At 67.8% G+C, this 18,056-nt stretch carries 17 protein-coding genes; 13 read left to right on the top strand and 4 right to left on the bottom strand.

Going from position 1 to position 18,056, the window contains the following annotated elements:
* The first annotated feature begins 4 nt into the window (after positions 1-4).
* The 11 genes from ACT535_RS17065 (at position 5) to ACT535_RS17015 (ending at position 11,464) form a co-directional block, all read left to right on the top strand.
* Entirely contained in the window at positions 5-1,276 is a 1,272-nt protein-coding gene (locus ACT535_RS17065) for an acyl-CoA dehydrogenase family protein (RefSeq protein WP_476365332.1), read from the top strand.
* 70 nt (positions 1,277-1,346) lie between these two features.
* On the top strand, positions 1,347-2,081 hold the full coding sequence (locus ACT535_RS17060) for a FadR/GntR family transcriptional regulator (protein WP_476365331.1): 735 nt from the start codon (positions 1,347-1,349) through the stop codon (positions 2,079-2,081).
* Between the two features lie 171 nt (positions 2,082-2,252).
* The gene (locus tag ACT535_RS17055; protein ID WP_476365330.1) at positions 2,253-3,275 is read left to right on the top strand and encodes an NADPH:quinone oxidoreductase family protein; all 1,023 of its coding nucleotides are present in this window, start codon (positions 2,253-2,255) and stop codon (positions 3,273-3,275) included.
* Between the two features lie 164 nt (positions 3,276-3,439).
* Complete coding sequence (locus tag ACT535_RS17050) at positions 3,440-4,936, top strand: class I adenylate-forming enzyme family protein (RefSeq protein WP_476365329.1); 1,497 nt, start codon at positions 3,440-3,442, stop codon at positions 4,934-4,936.
* Positions 4,933-5,754, top strand: coding sequence for an enoyl-CoA hydratase/isomerase family protein (locus ACT535_RS17045; RefSeq protein ID WP_476365328.1), 822 nt, complete (start codon positions 4,933-4,935; stop codon positions 5,752-5,754). Before ACT535_RS17050 ends, ACT535_RS17045 begins: the two co-directional genes overlap by 4 nt.
* Positions 5,755-5,782: 28 nt before the next feature.
* Complete coding sequence (locus ACT535_RS17040; RefSeq protein WP_476365327.1) at positions 5,783-6,634, top strand: enoyl-CoA hydratase-related protein; 852 nt, start codon at positions 5,783-5,785, stop codon at positions 6,632-6,634.
* A gap of 98 nt (positions 6,635-6,732) precedes the next feature.
* A complete protein-coding gene (locus ACT535_RS17035) occupies positions 6,733-8,049 on the top strand; it encodes an ABC transporter substrate-binding protein (protein ID WP_476365326.1) in 1,317 nt (438 codons plus the stop codon).
* Positions 8,050-8,162: 113 nt separating this feature from the next.
* The gene (locus tag ACT535_RS17030) at positions 8,163-9,059 is read left to right on the top strand and encodes a branched-chain amino acid ABC transporter permease (protein WP_168459410.1); all 897 of its coding nucleotides are present in this window, start codon (positions 8,163-8,165) and stop codon (positions 9,057-9,059) included.
* Positions 9,059-10,045 (top strand): branched-chain amino acid ABC transporter permease, encoded by a 987-nt coding sequence (locus ACT535_RS17025; RefSeq protein WP_476365325.1) that lies wholly within the window; start codon positions 9,059-9,061, stop codon positions 10,043-10,045. Before ACT535_RS17030 ends, ACT535_RS17025 begins: the two co-directional genes overlap by 1 nt.
* 10 nt (positions 10,046-10,055) lie before the next feature.
* Positions 10,056-10,799, top strand: a complete 744-nt coding sequence (locus ACT535_RS17020) for an ABC transporter ATP-binding protein (RefSeq protein ID WP_476365324.1) — start codon at positions 10,056-10,058, stop codon at positions 10,797-10,799.
* Positions 10,796-11,464, top strand: coding sequence for an ABC transporter ATP-binding protein (locus ACT535_RS17015; protein ID WP_476365323.1), 669 nt, complete (start codon positions 10,796-10,798; stop codon positions 11,462-11,464). The genes ACT535_RS17020 and ACT535_RS17015 overlap by 4 nt, the downstream gene beginning before the upstream one ends.
* A gap of 10 nt (positions 11,465-11,474) precedes the next feature.
* Here the strand turns inward: ACT535_RS17015 and ACT535_RS17010 are convergent, their stop codons facing one another.
* The gene (locus ACT535_RS17010) at positions 11,475-12,410 is read right to left on the bottom strand and encodes an NAD(P)H-dependent flavin oxidoreductase (protein WP_476365322.1); all 936 of its coding nucleotides are present in this window, start codon (positions 12,408-12,410) and stop codon (positions 11,475-11,477) included.
* Between the two features lie 441 nt (positions 12,411-12,851).
* Here ACT535_RS17010 and ACT535_RS17005 point away from each other — a divergent pair, with 441 nt between their 5' ends.
* The gene (locus ACT535_RS17005) at positions 12,852-13,928 is read left to right on the top strand and encodes a 3-hydroxyacyl-CoA dehydrogenase family protein (RefSeq protein WP_476365321.1); all 1,077 of its coding nucleotides are present in this window, start codon (positions 12,852-12,854) and stop codon (positions 13,926-13,928) included.
* A gap of 47 nt (positions 13,929-13,975) precedes the next feature.
* A complete protein-coding gene (locus tag ACT535_RS17000) occupies positions 13,976-15,160 on the top strand; it encodes an acetyl-CoA C-acyltransferase family protein (protein ID WP_476365320.1) in 1,185 nt (394 codons plus the stop codon).
* Between the two features lie 119 nt (positions 15,161-15,279).
* Here the strand turns inward: ACT535_RS17000 and ACT535_RS16995 are convergent, their stop codons facing one another.
* The 3 genes from ACT535_RS16995 to ACT535_RS16985 all read right to left on the bottom strand — a co-directional run bounded on the left by ACT535_RS16995 (position 15,280) and on the right by ACT535_RS16985 (position 18,043).
* Entirely contained in the window at positions 15,280-15,858 is a 579-nt protein-coding gene (locus ACT535_RS16995) for an amino acid synthesis family protein (protein ID WP_168459417.1), read from the bottom strand.
* Positions 15,845-16,777 carry an NAD(P)-dependent oxidoreductase gene (locus tag ACT535_RS16990; protein WP_476365319.1) on the bottom strand — a complete coding sequence of 311 codons (933 nt, stop codon included), beginning with the start codon at positions 16,775-16,777 and terminating at the stop codon, positions 15,845-15,847. The genes ACT535_RS16995 and ACT535_RS16990 overlap by 14 nt, the downstream gene beginning before the upstream one ends.
* Positions 16,778-16,900: 123 nt before the next feature.
* Positions 16,901-18,043, bottom strand: coding sequence for an acyl-CoA dehydrogenase family protein (locus ACT535_RS16985; RefSeq protein WP_168459419.1), 1,143 nt, complete (start codon positions 18,041-18,043; stop codon positions 16,901-16,903).
* Positions 18,044-18,056 lie beyond the last annotated feature (13 nt).

Raw genomic sequence — 18,056 nt, 5'->3', positions numbered from 1 at the left:
ACCCATGGAGTTTTCCTATTCGCCGAAGGTCCAGGAATTGCGGGCGCGGCTCCAGTCCTTCATGGACCAGAATGTCGCTCCGGCCGATGCCGCGTGGCGCGCCAGCGTCGCCCGCCACGTCTATCCCCTCGACGTGATCGAGCCGCTCAAGCAGAAAGCCAAGGCAGAGGGGCTTTGGAACCTGTTCCTGCCGGGCCTGAAAAGCGATGAGCCCGGGACCGCGCTCACCAATCTCGAGTACGCGCCCCTCGCCGAGATCATGGGGCGCCTGCCGTGGTCGTCGGAGGTGTTCAACTGTAGTCCGCCGGACACAGGCAACATGGAGATCCTCCATCTGTTCGCGACGCCCGAGCAGCGGGAGCGCTGGCTGAACCCGCTCTTGGCCGGCACCATCCGCTCCGGCGTCTCCATCACCGAGCCGGACGTCGCCTCATCGGACCCTACCAACCTTGCCACCTCGATCCGCCGCGACGGGGACGAGTACGTCATCAACGGCCGCAAGTGGTTCACCACTAATGCGCTGCATCCGAATTTCGCGTTCACGCTGGTGATGGGCATCTCCGATGACCGCCCCGATGCGGATCCTCACTTGCGCCATTCGTTCGTCATCGTCCCCGTCGGCACGCCTGGCTTCGAGGTGGTGCGCGACGTGCCCATCATGGGCCACCACTCGCCGGAGGGGCATTGCGAGGTTCGTTTCACCGACGTGCGCGTGCCCGTCACGAACCTTCTGGGCGAGGAGGGCAGGGGATTCGCCATCGCGCAGGCGCGGCTCGGGCCGGGGCGCATCCATCATTGCATGCGGACCATCGGCCAGTGCGAGCTGGCGCTGGAACTGATGTGCGAGCGTGCGCTGGACCGCAGGACCTTCGGCAAGCCCCTCGCGGACAATGCCAATATCCGTGACTGGATCGCCGAGGCCCGCATCGAGATCGAGCAGGCGCGGCTGCTGAACCTCAAGGCCGCCTGGATGATGGATACCTACGGCAACAAGGCCGCCCGCACGGAGGTGTCCATGATCAAGGTGGCTGCGGCCCGCCTGCAGACGCAGGTCTGCGACCGGGCCATGCAGGTCTTCGGCGCCAAGGGTATCACCGATGACACGCCGCTCGCCTATCTGTGGACCTGGGGCCGCGCCCTGCGCTTCATCGATGGGCCGGATGAGGTTCACCTGAGGGGCATCGCCCGCGAGGAACTCAAGGCCGCCAAGGAGCGTGCGGCTGCGCGGGTCGCACGTGATGTGACGCCGGACGTTGAGGCGAAGGCTGTCGCCTGAGTGAAACTGCCGTAACATGCGTGCCGGTCCGCCGACAGTCCGACGGATCGGCCCATGGATGGATCGTGAGATGCTTGACATCGAGAGGTTGAAGCTGCCCCCCGCCTACTTGGCCGTTTCGCTGGAACTCCAGCGGCGGATCTTGTCGGGCACCCTCAAGCCCGGCGACGCGCTGCCGAGCGAGACGGAGCTTGCGGAGCGGTTCGGCGTCAACCGCTCCACGGTTCGGGAGGGCATCCGCCAGCTGGAGAGCGAGGGGCTGGTGCGACGGGAAAGCCGCAAGCGCCTGCTCGTCGCCGTGCCCGATGCACGCGATCTCGCGCACCGCCACACCCGCAGTCTGGTGATGCACGAAGTGACTTTCCGCGAGCTCTGGGACGTGGCGAATGTCCTCGAGCCACTGGCAGCGGAACTCGCGGCGTCCCATCTCACCCAGGACGAATTGAAGGCGCTCGCGGAGAACCTCAAGCAGACGGAGGCCGCCGTCGCCCGCGGCGAATCTCCCGGGGAGCTCGATCTCGAGTTCCATGCCATGATCTCGGAAGGCGCGCGCAACCGTGCTCTTCTGCTCGCCCGTGAGCCCATCGGCCTTTTGCTCTACCCGGCCTTCGAAGTGATCCGGCCGGGCCTGCCGCAATCCTCGGGGCGGCTCATCGCGGCGCACCGCAAGATCTACGAGGCGCTTAACGCGCGCGACGCCGCTGGCGCACGCTTGTGGTCCGCCAAACATATCGCCGACCTGCGGCGCGGATGGGAACTGCTGAAACGCGACTTCGATAGCAAGGTCTCGCCGCCTCCCGAGTGAGGAACCGGCGAAGCGGCGAAATAACGCCGCCGACCAGGTGGAGGAAAATATGGTTCAAGGAAGAACGCGCGCCGGCCTGCCGGGCGTGATCGGAGATGCTTTGCCTATTCAAAGCGGCGCGTGCGGCGCTTCGGCACGCGACGGCCTGGCGGTGGAGCGCGGAGCGGCAGCATGAGCGCGCCCATCGCAGCTCGGTCCTCAGACACCCGTCCGGGCCGGCGCGTCGCCGCCTGGGTCGTTTCGGAGCTGGGCGCGCCGGAGGCCATGCACCTGTCGGACGTGCCGGCGCCGAGCGCCGGGCCCGGGCAAACGGTGGTCCAAGTCGCCGCCGTGGGACTGAATTTCCTCGATACGCTGATGATTGCCGGGGGCTACCAGGTGAAGCCGCCTCTCCCCTTCATCCCCGGCGTGGAATTCTCCGGACGGATTGCAGCGGCAGGTGAGGGCTCCCGGTTCGCTGTCGGCCAGCCGGTGTGCGGCCAGGTGGACTTCGGCGCCATGGCCGAAGAGGTCGTGGCGAACGACCACGAGCTCCTGGCCCTGCCCGAAGATGTGGATCTCGTCAGTGCCGCGGCGCTGCCCATCGTCTATCCGACGGCCCATGCGGCTCTGGTCCTGCGGGCCGGACTCTCGGCGGGCGAGACCGTGCTCGTCCATTCGGCGGCAGGCGGCGTGGGGCTTGCTGCCGTACAGGTGGCGAAGGCGCTCGGGGCCCGTGTGATCGGCACTGCGCGCGGCGCCCATAAGGCGGCGATCGTCCGGGCCGAAGGCGCAGATGCCTGCCTCGACTATTCCGACGCGTCCTGGATCGAAGCCGTCAAGGCGCTCACCGACGGTCGCGGCGCCGATATCGTGATCGATCCGGTGGGAGGCGAGATAACGCGGGCGAGCCTCAGATGCCTGGCGTGGTCCGGACGCCTAGTGGTGGTCGGCTTCGCTGCCGGCAGCATTCCCGCCATTCCCACCAACCTGCTGCTGCTAAAAAACATCTCCCTGGTGGGCGTCCACTGGGGGGCTTACCGGACCCATGACCGCACGCAGTTCATTCGGACCTTCGACGAGGTTCTCGACCTGTGGCGGCGGGGGCTGATCGCCCCGGTGATCTCCCGGCGGCATCCCATGACGGAGGCTCCGCAGGCCCTGAGGGATCTCGCGGAACGGCGGACCCACGGAAAAGTCGTACTCGCAATCTGAAAGCCGGGCGAAGCCGCGCCGAGACGCGGCGCCTGAGGGAGGACTCCATGTCGGTGCACCCATCCGCACATCCGCCCACACGTCGGGAAGTCCATTTCGGCGGGCGCATCGTGCGTTGCTTCGTTGAGCGGCCCCGTAGCCTGAATCAATTGCTGGCGGATGCCGTGGCGTTCCGTCCGGACGGCGAGGCCCTGGTGTGCGGTGAGGCACGGCTCACCTACGCCGCGTTCGACCGTCGGGTGGCGCTGCTGGCCGGCGCGCTGGCTGCCCGCGGGCTCGGGCGGGGTGACCGCATCGTGCTCGGGCTCGGCAACGGGATCGCCTTTCCGGTGCTTGCCTTCGCCGCAGCCCGCCTGGGCGCCGTGATCGTGCCTCTCAACCCGCGTGAAGGCACGGCCGAGATGCGCCACGTGCTCGCCGATTGCGGGGCCAGCGTTTTCGTGCACGCCGCCGAGATGACGCCGCGCCTGCCCGACCTCAACGGGCTGCCGCAGCTCGCCCATATCATTCCTTTGGGCGCCGACGAGGCGGACAGCCTCGCTGCGCTGTCGGACGCGCCACCCTGCCTCATGCCGGCGGCGGTCGAGGAGGATGACGTCGCCGCCATCCTCTACACCTCCGGAACCACCGGCCGCCCCAAGGGCGCCATGCTGACTCACCTCGGCGTGGTGCATTCCAGCATGCACTACGTGCACGAAATGCAACTCGGGCCGAACGATCGCTCCATCCTCACGGTGCCGTTCAGCCATGTCACCGGCTTCGTCGCAGCGCTGGCGACCCTGGTGCGGGCCGCAGGCACCCTCGTCATCCTGCCGGCCTTCAAGGCAGACGCCTTCCTGCGGCTCGCGGCGGCGGAGCGGATGACGCACACCATCATGGTGCCGGCCATGTTCAACCTCTGCCTGCTCAATCCCCTGTGGCGCGAGGTGGACCTCTCTGCGTGGCGCGTCTCCGGCTTCGGGGGTGCGCTGATGCCGGTGCAGACACTCGCCGGCATCGCCGACCGCCTGCCGAACCTGCGGCTGGTCAATTCCTACGGCGCGACGGAAACCTCGTCCCCCGCGGTGCTGATGCCGCCGGTGCCGTTCGGCGCACGGCGCGAATGGGCGGGTCTGCCGGTGCCCTGCGACGAGGTGCTGGTGATGGATGCCGAGGGGCAGGAGGTGCCGCCTGGCACCTTGGGCGAGCTGTGGCTCGGCGGCCCCAACGTGGCGAAGGGATACTGGAACAATCCCGAGGCCACCGAGCGCGAATTCGTCCACGGCTTCTGGAAGTCCGGCGACCTCGGCATGCGCGATGAGGACGGCTTCGTGCGCGTCGTCGACCGCATCAAGGACGTGGTCAATCGCGGTGGCTACAAGATCCCGTCGGCCGAGGTGGAGGGTGCGCTGCTCGATCGGCCGGACATCGCGGAGGCTGCGGTGGTCGGGCGTCCCTGTCCGGTGCTTGGGGAGAGGGTGCATGCCTTCGTGGTGGCACGCGGCGACGGCGTGGACGTTGAGGCTGCCCGCGCGTGGTGTGCCGCGCAACTCGCCGACTACAAGGTTCCCGAGACCATCACGGTACTCGACGGCACGCTGCCCCGCAGCGCCAACGGCAAGGTGCTCAAGCGGCACCTGCGCGAACTCGCTTCCTCCCCCACCGGAAATCCCGCGCCATGACCCTGCCCGCTGTCTCCCCCGGCACTGCTGCTGACGGGCTTATGCGCCTGGACCGCGATGGCGCCCTCGCCGTCCTTACCTTTCAGCAGCCGCAGACGCTCAATGCCATCACGGCGGCATTCGCCCGCGAACTGGGGGAGCATCTGGCGCAACTCGCGGCCGACCGCGGCGTGCGCGCTTTGCTGATCCGCGGCGAAGGCCGCGCCTTCATGGCCGGCGGCGATCTCAACTACCTGCGCGCCGCCGGGCCGGCAGATGCACCGGCGCAGGCGGAGGCGGTCATCACGCCTTTCCACGAGGCCATGCGCTTCCTCGTTGCGCTGCCCTTTCCGGTGGTCGCGCAAGTGCACGGCGCGGTGGCCGGTGCCGGCCTTTCCATCATGCTCGCCTGCGACTTCGCTGTGGCGGCCGACGATACCCGCTTCGCCTTCGCCTATTCCCGCATCGCCACCAATCCCGATGGCGGCCTGTCCTGGCTGTTGCCCCGGGCGATCGGCGCCCGCCGGGCCATGCGGCTGGCCTTCGTGGAGGATGTGATCTGTGCCGCCGATGCGGTCGGGCTCGGCCTCGTCACGCAGAGCGTGCCGGCGGCAGCGCTCGAGGACACGGCGCGCGCCTTTGCGGCAACCTTGGCGAAGAAGCCCACGCGCGCGTTCGCGGAGACGAAGCGCCTCATGGGCGCGGCCCATGACCGGAACTTCGACGCCCAGCTCGATGCCGAGCGCGAGGGCTTCTGCCGCAGCGCCGCGACCAGCGATTTCCACGAAGGCATCGCCGCCTTCTTTGAAAAGCGCCCGGCCGTTTTCAATGGCCGCTGAGCCTTCCGCCATCCCGCGAGGACGATCCATGTACGAGACCATTGCCGTCACCGTCGACGGGCCAGTGCTGACGCTGACCCTCAACCGTCCAGCGCAGCTCAATGCCGCGACGAGCCAGATGCATACCGAAATCGTCGCTGCCCTGGACGTGGCCGATGCGGACGACGCCATTCGCGCCGTGGTGGTGACCGGGGCCGGCCGTGCCTTCTGCGCCGGCACCGACCTTTCCGAGGGGTTCGGCCCGCCCGAGGGCGATCCCGCCACCGGGGAAGGCGTGGTGCGCGACGTGGGCGGCCGCGTGACGCTGCGCCTGTTCAGCCTCCGCAAGCCGGTCATCGGCGCGATCAATGGTGCGGCGGTCGGCTTCGGCGCCACCTTCCTGCTGCCCATGGACTTCCGGCTTGCGGCGGAAGGCGCCCGTTTCGGCTACGTGTTCTCCCGGCGCGGGATCGTGACGGAATCCTGCTCCAGCTGGTTCCTGCCGCGCATCGTCGGCATGACGCGGGCGCTGGACTGGGCCCTCTCGGGACGACTCATTTCCGCCACCGAGGCGCTGGCGGCCGGGCTCCTCACCGAGGTGTTGCCCGCGGACGAGCTTCTGCCCCGCGCCCATGCGCTGGCGCGGGATCTCGCTGAGAATACCTCGCCAGCTTCCGTTGCGCTGATCCGCCAGCTCCTGTGGCGCATGGAAGGCGAGTCCCACCCCATGGCCGCGCACCGGCTCGAGTCACGTTGCCTGTCGGCGCTGGTGCGCCTGCCGGACGTGCCCGAGGGCGTCGCCGCCTTCCGGGAGAAGCGCGCTCCCCGCTTCTCCACCCGGCCCAGCACGGACCTCGAATTCGCCGACAAATGGTGGAGCGACCCGTCCTATTCCGATTGACACATCATCTCATTGGCCCGATAGTCCGTTTGTCCGACATATAAGCAACAAGCAGTCGGCGGCCGCAGCGAAATGGCTCCGGCGATCTGGAGGAAAACATGACGCCAAACCGAAGCGGATCGCGCATCCGCCAGCTTATCGCCGTGTCTGCGCTCGGGGCCTTGGCCGCCGCGCCCTTTTCGACCTCGGCCAGAGCCGAGGAGACGTTTCGTGTCGGTCTGGTGACCTTCCTGTCCGGCGCGGCCGCGGAGAGCTTCGGCGTGCCCGCCATGAACGCCTTCAAGGTTCTGGTGAACGCCTTCAACGACGGCACCGCTCCCGCGCCCTACGCCAAGAAGGGCTTCGGCGGTCTGAAGATCGAGGCGGTGCAACTCGACGAGAATGGCGGCGCCACCAAGCAGGTGCAGGAGCTGCGCGCCCTCGTTGACCGTGAGAAGGTGGACGCGGTGGTGGGCTATATCGGCTCCAGCGACTGCCTCGCCGTGGCGCCCGTGGCGGAGGAGCTCAAAACCGTCGTCATCATGTCCGATTGCGGCACGCCGCGCATCTTCGAGGATGCGAACTACGACTACGTGTTCCGTGCCGCCGGCATCTCCGCCATCGACAATGCCGGACTCGTGCGTTACCTCGAATCGCAAAAGAAGAAATACAAGTCGTACAGCCTGATCAATCAGGACTATGCTTACGGGCAGGATGCGAAGAAAGACTTCGTGACGGCGTTCTCCCATGCGTTCCCGGAGGCCAAGCTCCAGGGCGACCTCCTGCCCAAGTTTGGCGCCGGCCAGTATGGCACCGAGATTTCGGCCCTGCTGCGCGACGGCTCGGATCTCGTCTATTCGAGCTTCTGGGGCGGTGACCTGCAGGCCTTCATCCTGCAGGCGGAGCCGCGGGGCCTGTTCCGCCGGAGCCAGGTGGCGTTCCTGTCGGCGGACCATGTGGTGGAAGCGCTGGGCGACAAGATGCCTGACGGGGTCATCGTCGGTGCCCGCGGTGTCTATGGTTTGATGGGCCCCAAGTCCGAGCTCAACCAGTGGTTCTGGAAGTCCTATTCGGACCTCGGCAAGGGTTATCCGACCCAGCCGGCCTACCGCTCCGCACAGGCGCTTATGCTGCTGAAAGCCGGCGTAGAAAAGGCCATGGCCGCCAACGGCGGCAAGAAGCCGACCCAGGAAGAGCTCGCCAAGGCGCTCACCGGCATGGAGTGGGACACTCCCGGCGGCGTGCTCAAGCTTGCCCTCGGCAATGGTCACCAGGCGATCCAGCCGCTTGCCTTCGGCCGCACCAAGCTCGACCCGGCCACCAAGCAGGTCAAGCTGGTGGATGTGGAGGTGTTCAAAGCCGAATGCGTCAATCCGCCGGCCAACATGAAGGCCGCCGACTGGCTCGCAGCCGGCTTCCCCGGCAAGTGCGACTGATCTGCGACTGAGCTGCGGCTGACCCGCCACTGGGCGGGTCGTCCGCCCTCATCCCCCACACCATCGGCACGCCCCGGGCCTCCCGGGGACGGCCCCTGCGCGGAGGAAGCGCCGTGGACCTGTTCCTGACCATCCTGGCCGACGGGCTCATCTACGCCTCGTGGCTGTTCATCGTCGCGCTGGGGCTGACGCTGGTGTTCGGCGTGCTCAAGATCGTCAACATCGCCCACGGGGCGTTCTACGCCATCGGCGCATATGCCGGAGCAAGCCTCGTGGGCCTCGCGGTGTGGCTCGGCCTGCCCAAGCCCCTCACGCTTGTGGCGATGCTCGTCGCCGCCGCCGCGGTGGCGGTGGCGCTGGGGCCGCTGCTGGAACGCACCGTTCTGCGCTTCTTCCACGGGCGGGACGAGGTGGTGCTGCTGGTGGTGACCTATGCGCTTTTCCTGATCCTCGACGACGCCACCAAGCTGGTGTGGGGCGCTGGCGCCTATTACGCCTCCGAGCCCTACGGACTGTTCGGCGACATTGCCATCGGCCCACTGTTCTACGTGGGCTACGACGCCTTCCTGATCGTTCTGGCGCTTGCCTGCGGTCTTGCCGTCTGGTTCGCGCTCAACCACACGGCCGTGGGCAAGATCGTCCTGGCGGTGATCTTCGACAAGGAAATCAGCCAGTCCATGGGCGTGCGCATCGGGCGTGTGCACGTGACGGCCTTCACGCTCGGCGTGTTCCTCGCCGCGCTGGGCGGGGCCTTCACCGCACCCATGATCTCGGTGCAGCCGGGGCTTGGCGTCGGCGTCATCATCCTCTCGTTCGCGGTGGTGGTGATCGGCGGGCTGGGCTCCATCGAGGGCGCGGCCATCGGCGCGATCATTGTCGGGCTCGCCCGCGCGGGGGCGGTGCACCTCGCGCCCAGCGCCGAGCTGTTCAGCATCTATCTCGCCATGACATGCGTCCTTCTGTTCCGGCCCGAAGGGCTGTTCCAGGCCGCGGCCGTGAGGAAAATCTGATGATCCGCCCTATCGTCATTGCAATCGCCACGGCGGCCGCGCTGCTCGCGACGCTGCTCATCCTGCCGCCCTGGCTGGTTTCTTTGTCCACGGCGGCGCTGGCGCGCGGCATCCTCGCGCTCGGCATCGTGCTGCTCATGCGCGCGGGGCTCGTCTCGTTCGGCCAAGGCCTCTATTACGCCATCGGGGGCTACATCGCAGCGGTGGCACCCGGGCTGCTCGGCCTGACCGACGTGGTCGGGATCGTCATCCTCGCGGCCCTCGCGGCCGGCGCGGTTGGCGTGCTGGTGGGCCCGCTGCTCGCACGGTATTCGGGCGTGTTCTTCGGAATGCTCACCTTGGCTTTGTCCATGGTCTTCTACGGTGTCGCCGTGAAGACCTCGGCCATCGGCGGTTCGGACGGGCTCAACGTGATGCGCGGCACCCTGTTCGGCCAACCGCTCTCCGGCAGCGCCGCGCAGCAGGCCTATTTCGCCATCGCCGCGGTCTTTGCCTGCGTGCTTGCGGCCGCCTGCTACATCCATTTCCGCTCGGAGCGCGGCCTCGTCGCCCTCGCCATCCGCGACAATGCGCTGCGCATGGAATACCTCGGCACGCCGGTGCGCTCCGTGCTCGCCACTTCGTATGCCATGGCCGGGGCCTTCGGCGGGGTCGGCGGGGCGATTGCCGGCTTTGCCTTCGGCCACGTGGACCCGGACTTCGCCTACTGGACCACGTCCGGAGAACTCATGTTCATCGCCATCCTTGGCGGCTCGCAGAGCGTGGCGGCGGCGTTCGTCGCCTCTTTCGTGCTGGAACTGGTGCGCTCTTTCTCTGCGCTTTACTTCCCGAACATGTGGCAATTGTTCCTCGGCCTCTTCATCCTTGCCATCATCGCCTTCCTGCCACGCGGCATCGGCGCGTTGTGGGTGCAGGTGCGCCGCCCCGCGGCTGACGAGGCGAGCTCCGCTGAATCCGCCCGCAGGCTCGTCGAGACGGCAAGCTGAGGAGATTTCCATGGTACCGGCACTCTCCGTCCAGGGCGTCGAGAAGCGCTTTGGCGCCATCGTCGCCGCCTCCGGCCTCTGCGTGGATGTTCCGCCGGGCCAGAAGGTCAGCCTCATCGGCGCCAATGGCGCGGGCAAGACCACCTTCGTCAACCTTGTCACCGGCTATCTGAAGCCGGACCAGGGGCAGATCCGCCTGGAAGGCCAGGACATTACGCGCAGCGGGCCGCGCCAGATCACCCGGCTCGGCATCTGCCGCTCGTTCCAGATCCCCCAGCTCTGCGTGGAGCTGACCGCGCTTGAGAACATGATCGCCGCCGTGGCCGCCGCCGCCCCCGCGATGTCGTTCTGGCGCCACGCGGAGCGCGACCATGTGGAGCGCGCCCGCGAGCTGCTCGCCCGGTTCGATCTTCAGCCCCACGCCGACCGGCCGGTGAAGGTGCTGCCGGGCGGGGTACGCAAGCTGCTCGACATCGCCATGGCGCTCGCCCGCCATCCCAAGGTGCTGCTGCTGGACGAGCCCACGTCGGGCGTCGCCGCGGAGGAGAAGTTCGCCACCATGGATCGGGTGATGGCGGCGGTGGGCCGGGAGGCTGCCACCATCCTCTTCGTGGAGCACGACATGGACATCGTTGCCGGCTACGCCGACCGAGTGCTCGCCTTCTACGCCGGTCGCATTATCGGCGATGGCAGGCCGGACGAGGTGCTCGCCAGCGCCGATGTGAAGCGCTACGTGACAGGAGAGGCCAGATGAGCGCCCCATTGCTGCAGATCACAGCCATCGACGTGGCGATCGATGCGATGCGCGTGCTGCGCGGCTTCTCCTTGAGCCTGGAGCAAGGCCAGATGATCGGTCTCCTCGGGCGCAATGGCGCGGGCAAGACGACCTTGCTGCGCGCCGTGATGGGCCATCTGCCCCTCGTCGGCGGCCGCATCGTCCTGGCCGGGGAAGATCTCGCCAAGGTGCCGGCTCACGGGCGCGCCGCGCGGGGCGTCGGGTACATGCCGGAAGACCGTCGTCTCGTGCCTCAGCTCACGGTGGAGGAGAACATCCTGCTGCCGGTATGGGTCTCGCGCACGCTGGTGCGGGAGGAGCGGCTGGAGCTGGTCTACCGCGTGGTGCCGGAGCTCAAGGAGATGCGCGGGCGCAAGGCGCTTCTGCTCTCGGGCGGCCAGCAGAAGCTGGTGGCACTTGGCCGCGCGCTCGCCGCCGGCACCCGCCTGCTGCTGCTGGACGAGCCATTTGAGGGGGTCGCGCCGGCGCTGTCCGCACGTATTGCGGAGGTCATCGCGGAGCTGAAGTCGCGCGGCTTCTCGGTGCTTCTCGCCCAGTCGGACCTCAACCACGCGCAATCGCTGTTCGACGCGCGCGTGGTGATCGAGCGCGGCGCCAACATCGGCGACGCCGCGGCGGCCTGAGGATTTATCGTCAGGCGCTGCGCCGCAACGGTTCGAAGGCGGCTTCGTATTCCCGGATAAGGCGCTGGCACAGCTCGGCTGCCGGCAGGATGTCGTTCACGGAGCCCACCCCCTGGCCCGCCGACCACACCCTGCGCCAAGCCTTGACGTCCTCGCCCAGGTCGGCGGGAGTCTTGCCGGCGAGGGCGTCGGGATCGAGTCCGTTGTCCCGGACGCTCGGAACCAGGAAGTTGGCGTTCACACCGCTGATCGCCGGCGTGTAGAGGATGTCGCGGGCCTTGGCGCGAAGGATCATCTGCTTGTACGCCGCCTCGATCATCGCTTCCTCGGTGGCAAGGAAGCGGGTGCCCATGTAAGCGAGGTCCGCCCCGATCATCCGGGCCGCGGCAATCTGGCTGCCGGTGGAGATCGCGCCGGCGAGAACGATGGTGCCGGAGAACATGGCGCGGATTTCGGGCACCAGCGCGAACGGGCTCTGCGCGCCGGAATGGCCCCCGGCCCCCGCGCATACGGCGATGATGCCGTCCACGCCCGCCTCGATGGCCTTCTCGGCGTGGCGCGCGTTGACCACGTCATGGAACACCACGCCACCGTAGGCGTGGACCGCGTCCACCACGTCGCGCACGGCACCCATGGAGGTGATCACGAGGGGTACCTTGTGCCGGACCGTTACTTCGAGGTCGGCGGCGAGGCGTGCGTTGCGCTTGTTCACGATGAGGTTCACGCCGAAGGCCGCAGATGTGCAGGGCGCGCGGTCGAGACGCGCGCGGATGTCGTCGAGCCAGGCGGCATAGTCTTCGCTAGTTCGCTGGTTCAGAGCGGGAAACGTCCCGATAAGTCCGGCCTGGCACACGGCCGCCACCAGATCCGGGCCGGACGCAAGGAACATGGGGGAGACGATGGCGGGCAGCGCGAGGCCGGTGGATAGCGAGGCGGGGATCGACATGAACAATCCTTCAGGTTGCGGTGGGACATCGGCGGCGCCCGGTCGAAGATGATTTGGGGTTGTCCGGCGGCCATTCAGAGGGCCGCAATAAGAGTCCAAAGGCATCTATGTCGGACAACCGGATTGTCCGCTGGATGATTGCCCTTTATCATTGGTTTGCCTTCCGCGCCTCTGCAGATTCATCACACTCATGATGAATTATCGCGGGAGGGGATAAAGTGAAGGCGGTGGGATCGAATAGATGTAAAGCGCTCCGAGTATCAGTGTCAGCAGATTTCATTCGGCGAGAAGGTGAAGAGCGGATGCGCCGCACGATCGCCTGACGCCATGTCGCGGGCCCTCTCTCGCCCTGCGCATCTGATTGCGGGGTTAAGCCTCCCGAGTGGGCGGTATGAGACGCGGCGCTTACGCACGTCCCATCAATCTGGAGAAAGCAGATCCATGACGCTTGCGATGATCGGTTCGGGCCTGATGGGCGGCGGAATCGCCCTGGATGCGGCGCGGCACGGCCTTGATGTTCTGGTTTATGACGCGCGCCCCGACGGCCTCCCGCGTCTCAAGGAGCGCGCGGCCGGCGTCTACGCCCGCTGGGTCAAGAACGGCCGCATGACGCCGGAGGCGGCCGATGCCGCGCTGGCCCGCCTGCTTCCCGCGCCGACTCTGGCCGAGGTGGGCAAGGCGGACATCGTCATCGAGGCCGTATTCGAGGATCTTTCGGTAAAGCGGGCGGTCTTCGCCGAACTCGCGCCGCACCTCGGCGCCGATACGGTGGTTGCGACCAATACCAGCGCCCTGCGCGTCGCCGCCCTGGCGGAAGGGTTCGATTTCGCCGACCGGGTGCTGGGCCTGCATTACTTCAGCCCTGCCGAGGTGTGTCCGCTGGTGGAGGTGGTGCGCGCGGCACATACGGGCGATGCCGCCATCACGGGAGCGATGAATTTTCTCACCGCGACTCGTCGTACGGCGCTGGCTTGCGCCGACACACCGGGCTTCGCCATCAACCGCTTCTTCTGCCCCTATTACAACGAGGCAGCGCGCATCGCGGCGGATGGCCTCGCCACGCCGGAACAGATTGACCTCGTCGCGCGCGAGCGGCTCGGCGTAGCGGCCGGCCCGTTCACTGTGCTCAATCTCATCGGCCCGCGTGTCGCGGGCCACGCCATGGCCAATCTTGGGCCGCTCGGGCCCTTCTACGCCGTCACCCCCGCGCTGATGGCCAAGGGCGAGGCGAGCGGGCTCTACGACCTTGCGGAGGGCGCAAGCCTGCCCGCGACAGCGGATGCGGTGGAAGACCGGTTGCTGGCCGCCATTGCCATTCCCGCCCTGGAGCTTCTGGCCGAGCGCGTGGCCGACCCGCAGGAAACGGACCGCGGCGCCGTCATGGCTCTGAAGTTCAAGCAGGGGCCATATGCTCTCATGGGGGGCTATCCCCTGGCGCGGCTCGAGGCCGCCGTCGCCGCCCTTTGCGTGCGCGATGGCCACAAGGCACCGCTCATCGCGCTGCCCGCGGCCGCTTGACCGCGCCACATCACCCATTTCTCAAACTCCCACCTTGCGGATTTCCCATGAGCCAGCCTGATATCGTTTTCCTCTCCGGCGCCCGCACCCCCATCGGCAGCTTCGGCGGCTCGCTCAAGGACGTGCCGCCGACCGCACTTGGCGCCCATGTCGCCAAGGCCGCCATCGCCCGCGCCGGCATCGCACCGGAGGACGTCGGACACACCGTGTTCGGCAACGTGATCCACACCGAGGCGCGGGACATGTACATCTCGCGCGTGGCCGCCATGGAGGCGGGGGTGCCCAAGGAGGTGCCCGCCATGACGGTCAACCGTCTGTGCGGCTCGGGCCTGCAGGCCATCATCAGCGCGGCCCAGATCATCCGCCTGGGCGACGCCGAGATCGCGCTCGCCGGTGGCGCCGAGAGCATGAGCCGAGGCGGCTACCTGCTGCCCCAGGCGCGCTGGGGGCAGCGCATGGGCAATGCCCAGATGGTGGACATGATGGTGGGTGTGCTCACCGATCCGTTCGGCCACGGCCACATGGGTGTGACCGCCGAGAACGTCTCCGAGCGCTACCAGATCTCCCGCGACGACCAGGACGCCGCAGCCGTGGAGAGCCATCGCCGCGCCGCCGCCGCGGTGGCGGCCGGCCATTTCGCCGAGCAGATCGCCCCGGTGGAGATCGCCTCGCGCAAGGGGCCGGTGGTGTTCGATACGGACGAGCATTTCCGCAAGGACGCCACCCTGGCCGACATGACGAAGCTGAAGGCGGTGTTCAAGAAGGACGGCACGGTGACCGCCGGCAACGCCTCCGGCCTCAATGACGGCGGGGCGGCCGTGGTGCTCGCCGACGCCGAGGTGGCCAAGGCTCGCGAACTCACCCCCCTGGCCCGGCTCGTCTCCTACGGGCTGGCTGGTGTCGATCCCTCGGAGATGGGCATGGGCCCGGTGCCGGCCGTGCAGATCGCGCTGAAGAAGGCCGGGCTCTCCGTGGCCGACATCGACGTGATCGAATCCAACGAGGCGTTCGCGGCGCAGGCCTGCGCGGTGTCGAAGGCGCTGGGCTTCGATCCGGCCAAGGTGAACCCCAATGGCGGCGCCATCGCACTCGGGCATCCGGTCGGAGCGACGGGCGCCATCCTGGCCATCAAGACCATCTACGAGCTGCGCCGCACCGGCGGCCGCTACGGCCTCGTCACCATGTGCATCGGTGGTGGGCAGGGTATCGCCATGATCGTTGAGCGCATCTGAGAACCGCGCCGCTGCTGCCTGCGTCCACCAAGCGCGGGCAGCAATAAACGGGACAAAAAATCGGGGACATGGCATACATGCCATGTCCCCGCAGTTTTGACGGGCGGTCTCGGGAGGGATCACCTTTGCCCGTCGTGAACGCTCACATTCTCCTTCAGCAGGCCGCCCAGGCGCGAATGCACGCGCCCGCCGGTGCCCATCACCAGGGTGAACAGAATCTCGTCGGGGCGAGGCGCGTCCTGGATGCCCACCTCGATGCTGTTGAAATGGCTGCGCACGTAGGAGGCGTGGATGTAGTGTACCGGCACCATGACCCGGTATCCGGCGCTCGCCACCGCCTTCACCGCAGGCACCATGGCCTTGGGATTGCCGAGCACTTCGCGCATGGCCCAGCCGCCGGCCTCGTGCCACACCGCGCCGTGCTCCATCTCGCCATTGATCCCAACGATGGCGGCCTTGCTGTAGACCTCCACGTTCTCCTTGCCGAGCAGGTCGGCAAGCTCGCTCGCAAGCTCGTGGCCGAGCGGGCGCAGCGCCGCCATGAACGGCATCAGATCTTCCTCGTAGCGGCCCGCATAGGGGTTGCGGACAACCGCGCTCGCAGCGGCGAGCTTCAGGGGCACCTTCGCCACCGGCCCGCCTTCGTGCCAGGTGGTCTCGATGGTGAGGGCGCGCTTTCTCACGTCAATCGGCGGCATGGGCTTCCTCCTTGTGGGCGCCGGCATTTCGCCCGCGCTCCAGAAAACGGTAAATCTCGGTATTGTCGGCCTTCGGTCCCAGCGCGGCGGAGGCCTCACGCCAGAGTGCCGCGCACAGCGCGACCTGGGGCGCGTCCACCTCCAATTCATCCAGCATGGTGGCGACGATGCCGAGGTCCTTCGCCTGCAGCTTGAGGGCGAAACCGCCCGCATATGTCTCGGGGATCATGAACTGGGCGAGCTTGGTCTCGCTTGCCACGTTCCGCCCGCTCGACGCATTCAGGACGCTTGCAAGGACTGATGCGTCGAGACCGAGCGTCCGCCCCATGAGGAGTGCTTCCGACACGGCAAGGAGCCCGGCGGCATAGACGTAGTTGTTGATCGCCTTCATGGCGTGGCCGGCGCTCACGCCACCCGCGCGGATCAGCGTGGTTCCCATGCCTTCCAGCACCGGCCGGGACCGCTCGAATGCAGCGTCGCCGCCGCCGAACAGGATGGAGAGGGTGCCGGCCTTCGCCTTGGCGACGGCACCGGAGACCGGCGCATCCGCAAGCGAGATGGAGGCCGCGGCGAGGCGGGCCTCCAGCATGCGGGTGTCGGCAGGGTTGGACGAGCCCATGTCGATGACGAGCGCGCCCCGGCCGAGCAGATCGGCGAGGCCCGGCGCGCCGCCCCCGCCGAGCACCACGGCATTGGTGATGGAGCTGTCCGGCAGCATCAGCACCACGATCTCGCAGGCGGCAAGATCGTGGAGGCTTTCAGCGACGGCGAGCGTCGTGCCAAAGGCGGGATGCGCCTTCAGTTTTTCGCGCGCCTCGAGGGCGCGATCGAAGGCGACGAGATGGATGTCCGGACGCCGGGCCAGATTCTCCGCCATGGGCAGGCCCATCATGCCGAGGCCCACGAAACCGACACGCATGTTCTGTCCTCCCTTCGGCCGGCACGTTGGGCATGCAGGCCCGTGGCGCGTTGCCGGCGCGTGCTGACTTGGAATGGTCGTTGCGGCAGAGGAGCGCTGAGGAGCAGTCTCCCCAGCGCTGCGTCACCTCAGGCCGAGGCCGCGGGCGATGATCCCGCGCAGAATCTCCCGCGTGCCGCCGCGCAGCGAGAAGGACGGCGCGGCAAGCGTCGTGTAGGCGAGCACGTTGAGGAAGCTGTCTGAAGAGGCGAGGGAAGGCTCGCCCGCCACCAGCCGCCGCGCGATCTCGGGAATCTCCTGCTCCAGAAGCGCGCCGAGATCCTTCACCACCGCGGCCTCCAGTTGCGGGTCCTGTCCCGTCTGAAGCATGCCGGCCACCGAGGAGGAGAGGCGCCTGAGCACGATGAGATGAGCGGCGAGGCGACCGACCTGCTCCCGGGCGAGATCCGACGGCGATTCGCCCAGCACCCGCACCAGGGCCTTCATCAGCTCGAACGAGGAAAGGAAGCGCTCCGGCCCGCTGCGCTCGAAGGCGAGCTCGCCCATCACCTGTTTCCAGCCGTCGCCGGGCTGGCCGACCAGGCTGTCGGCGGGCAGGAATACATCCTCGAAATGCACTTCGTTGAAGTGGTGCGCGCCGGAGATGTCGTGGATGGGCCGGATGGTGATGCCGGGGGTGGAAAGGTCCACCACGAACTGCGACAGGCCTTCGTGCCGCTCGCCGGGCGTGGTGCGGGCGAGCAGGATCATGTAGTGGGCGCGGTGGCCATAGGTGGTCCACACCTTGGTGCCGGTGACGCGGAATCCCCCCTCCACCGGCTCGGCGCGGGTGCGCACCGCGGCGAGGTCGGAACCCGAGCCTGGCTCGCTCATGCCGATGCAGAAGAAGCATTCGCCCGCCGCCACCCTCGGCAGGATGGCCTGGCGTTGAGCTTCGGTGCCGTAGCGCAGGAAAAGGGGGCCGCTCTGCCGGTCCGCGATCCAGTGGGCCGCCACCGGCGCGCCGGCCGAAAGCATTTCCTCAAGCACCACGTAGCGGTGGAGCGCACTGCGGTCATGGCCGCCATAGGCCTTTGGCCAGGTCATGCCGATATAGCCGCGCGCGCCCATCTTGCGGCTGAAGTCCGCGTCGAAGCCCATCCAGGACTGGGCGCGCTCCAGTGGCGTTCGCGTCGCAAGCTCGACTGCGAGAAAATCCCGAACCTCTGCGCGGAGGGCCTCGGCATCGTCGGGCATGACGGCGGCGGGATAGGAGAAAGTAGACATGGATCGACCCGCG

This window comes from Xanthobacter sp. DMC12 (assembly GCF_056314105.1).
This window is presented reverse-complemented; position numbering and strand designations above follow the sequence as displayed.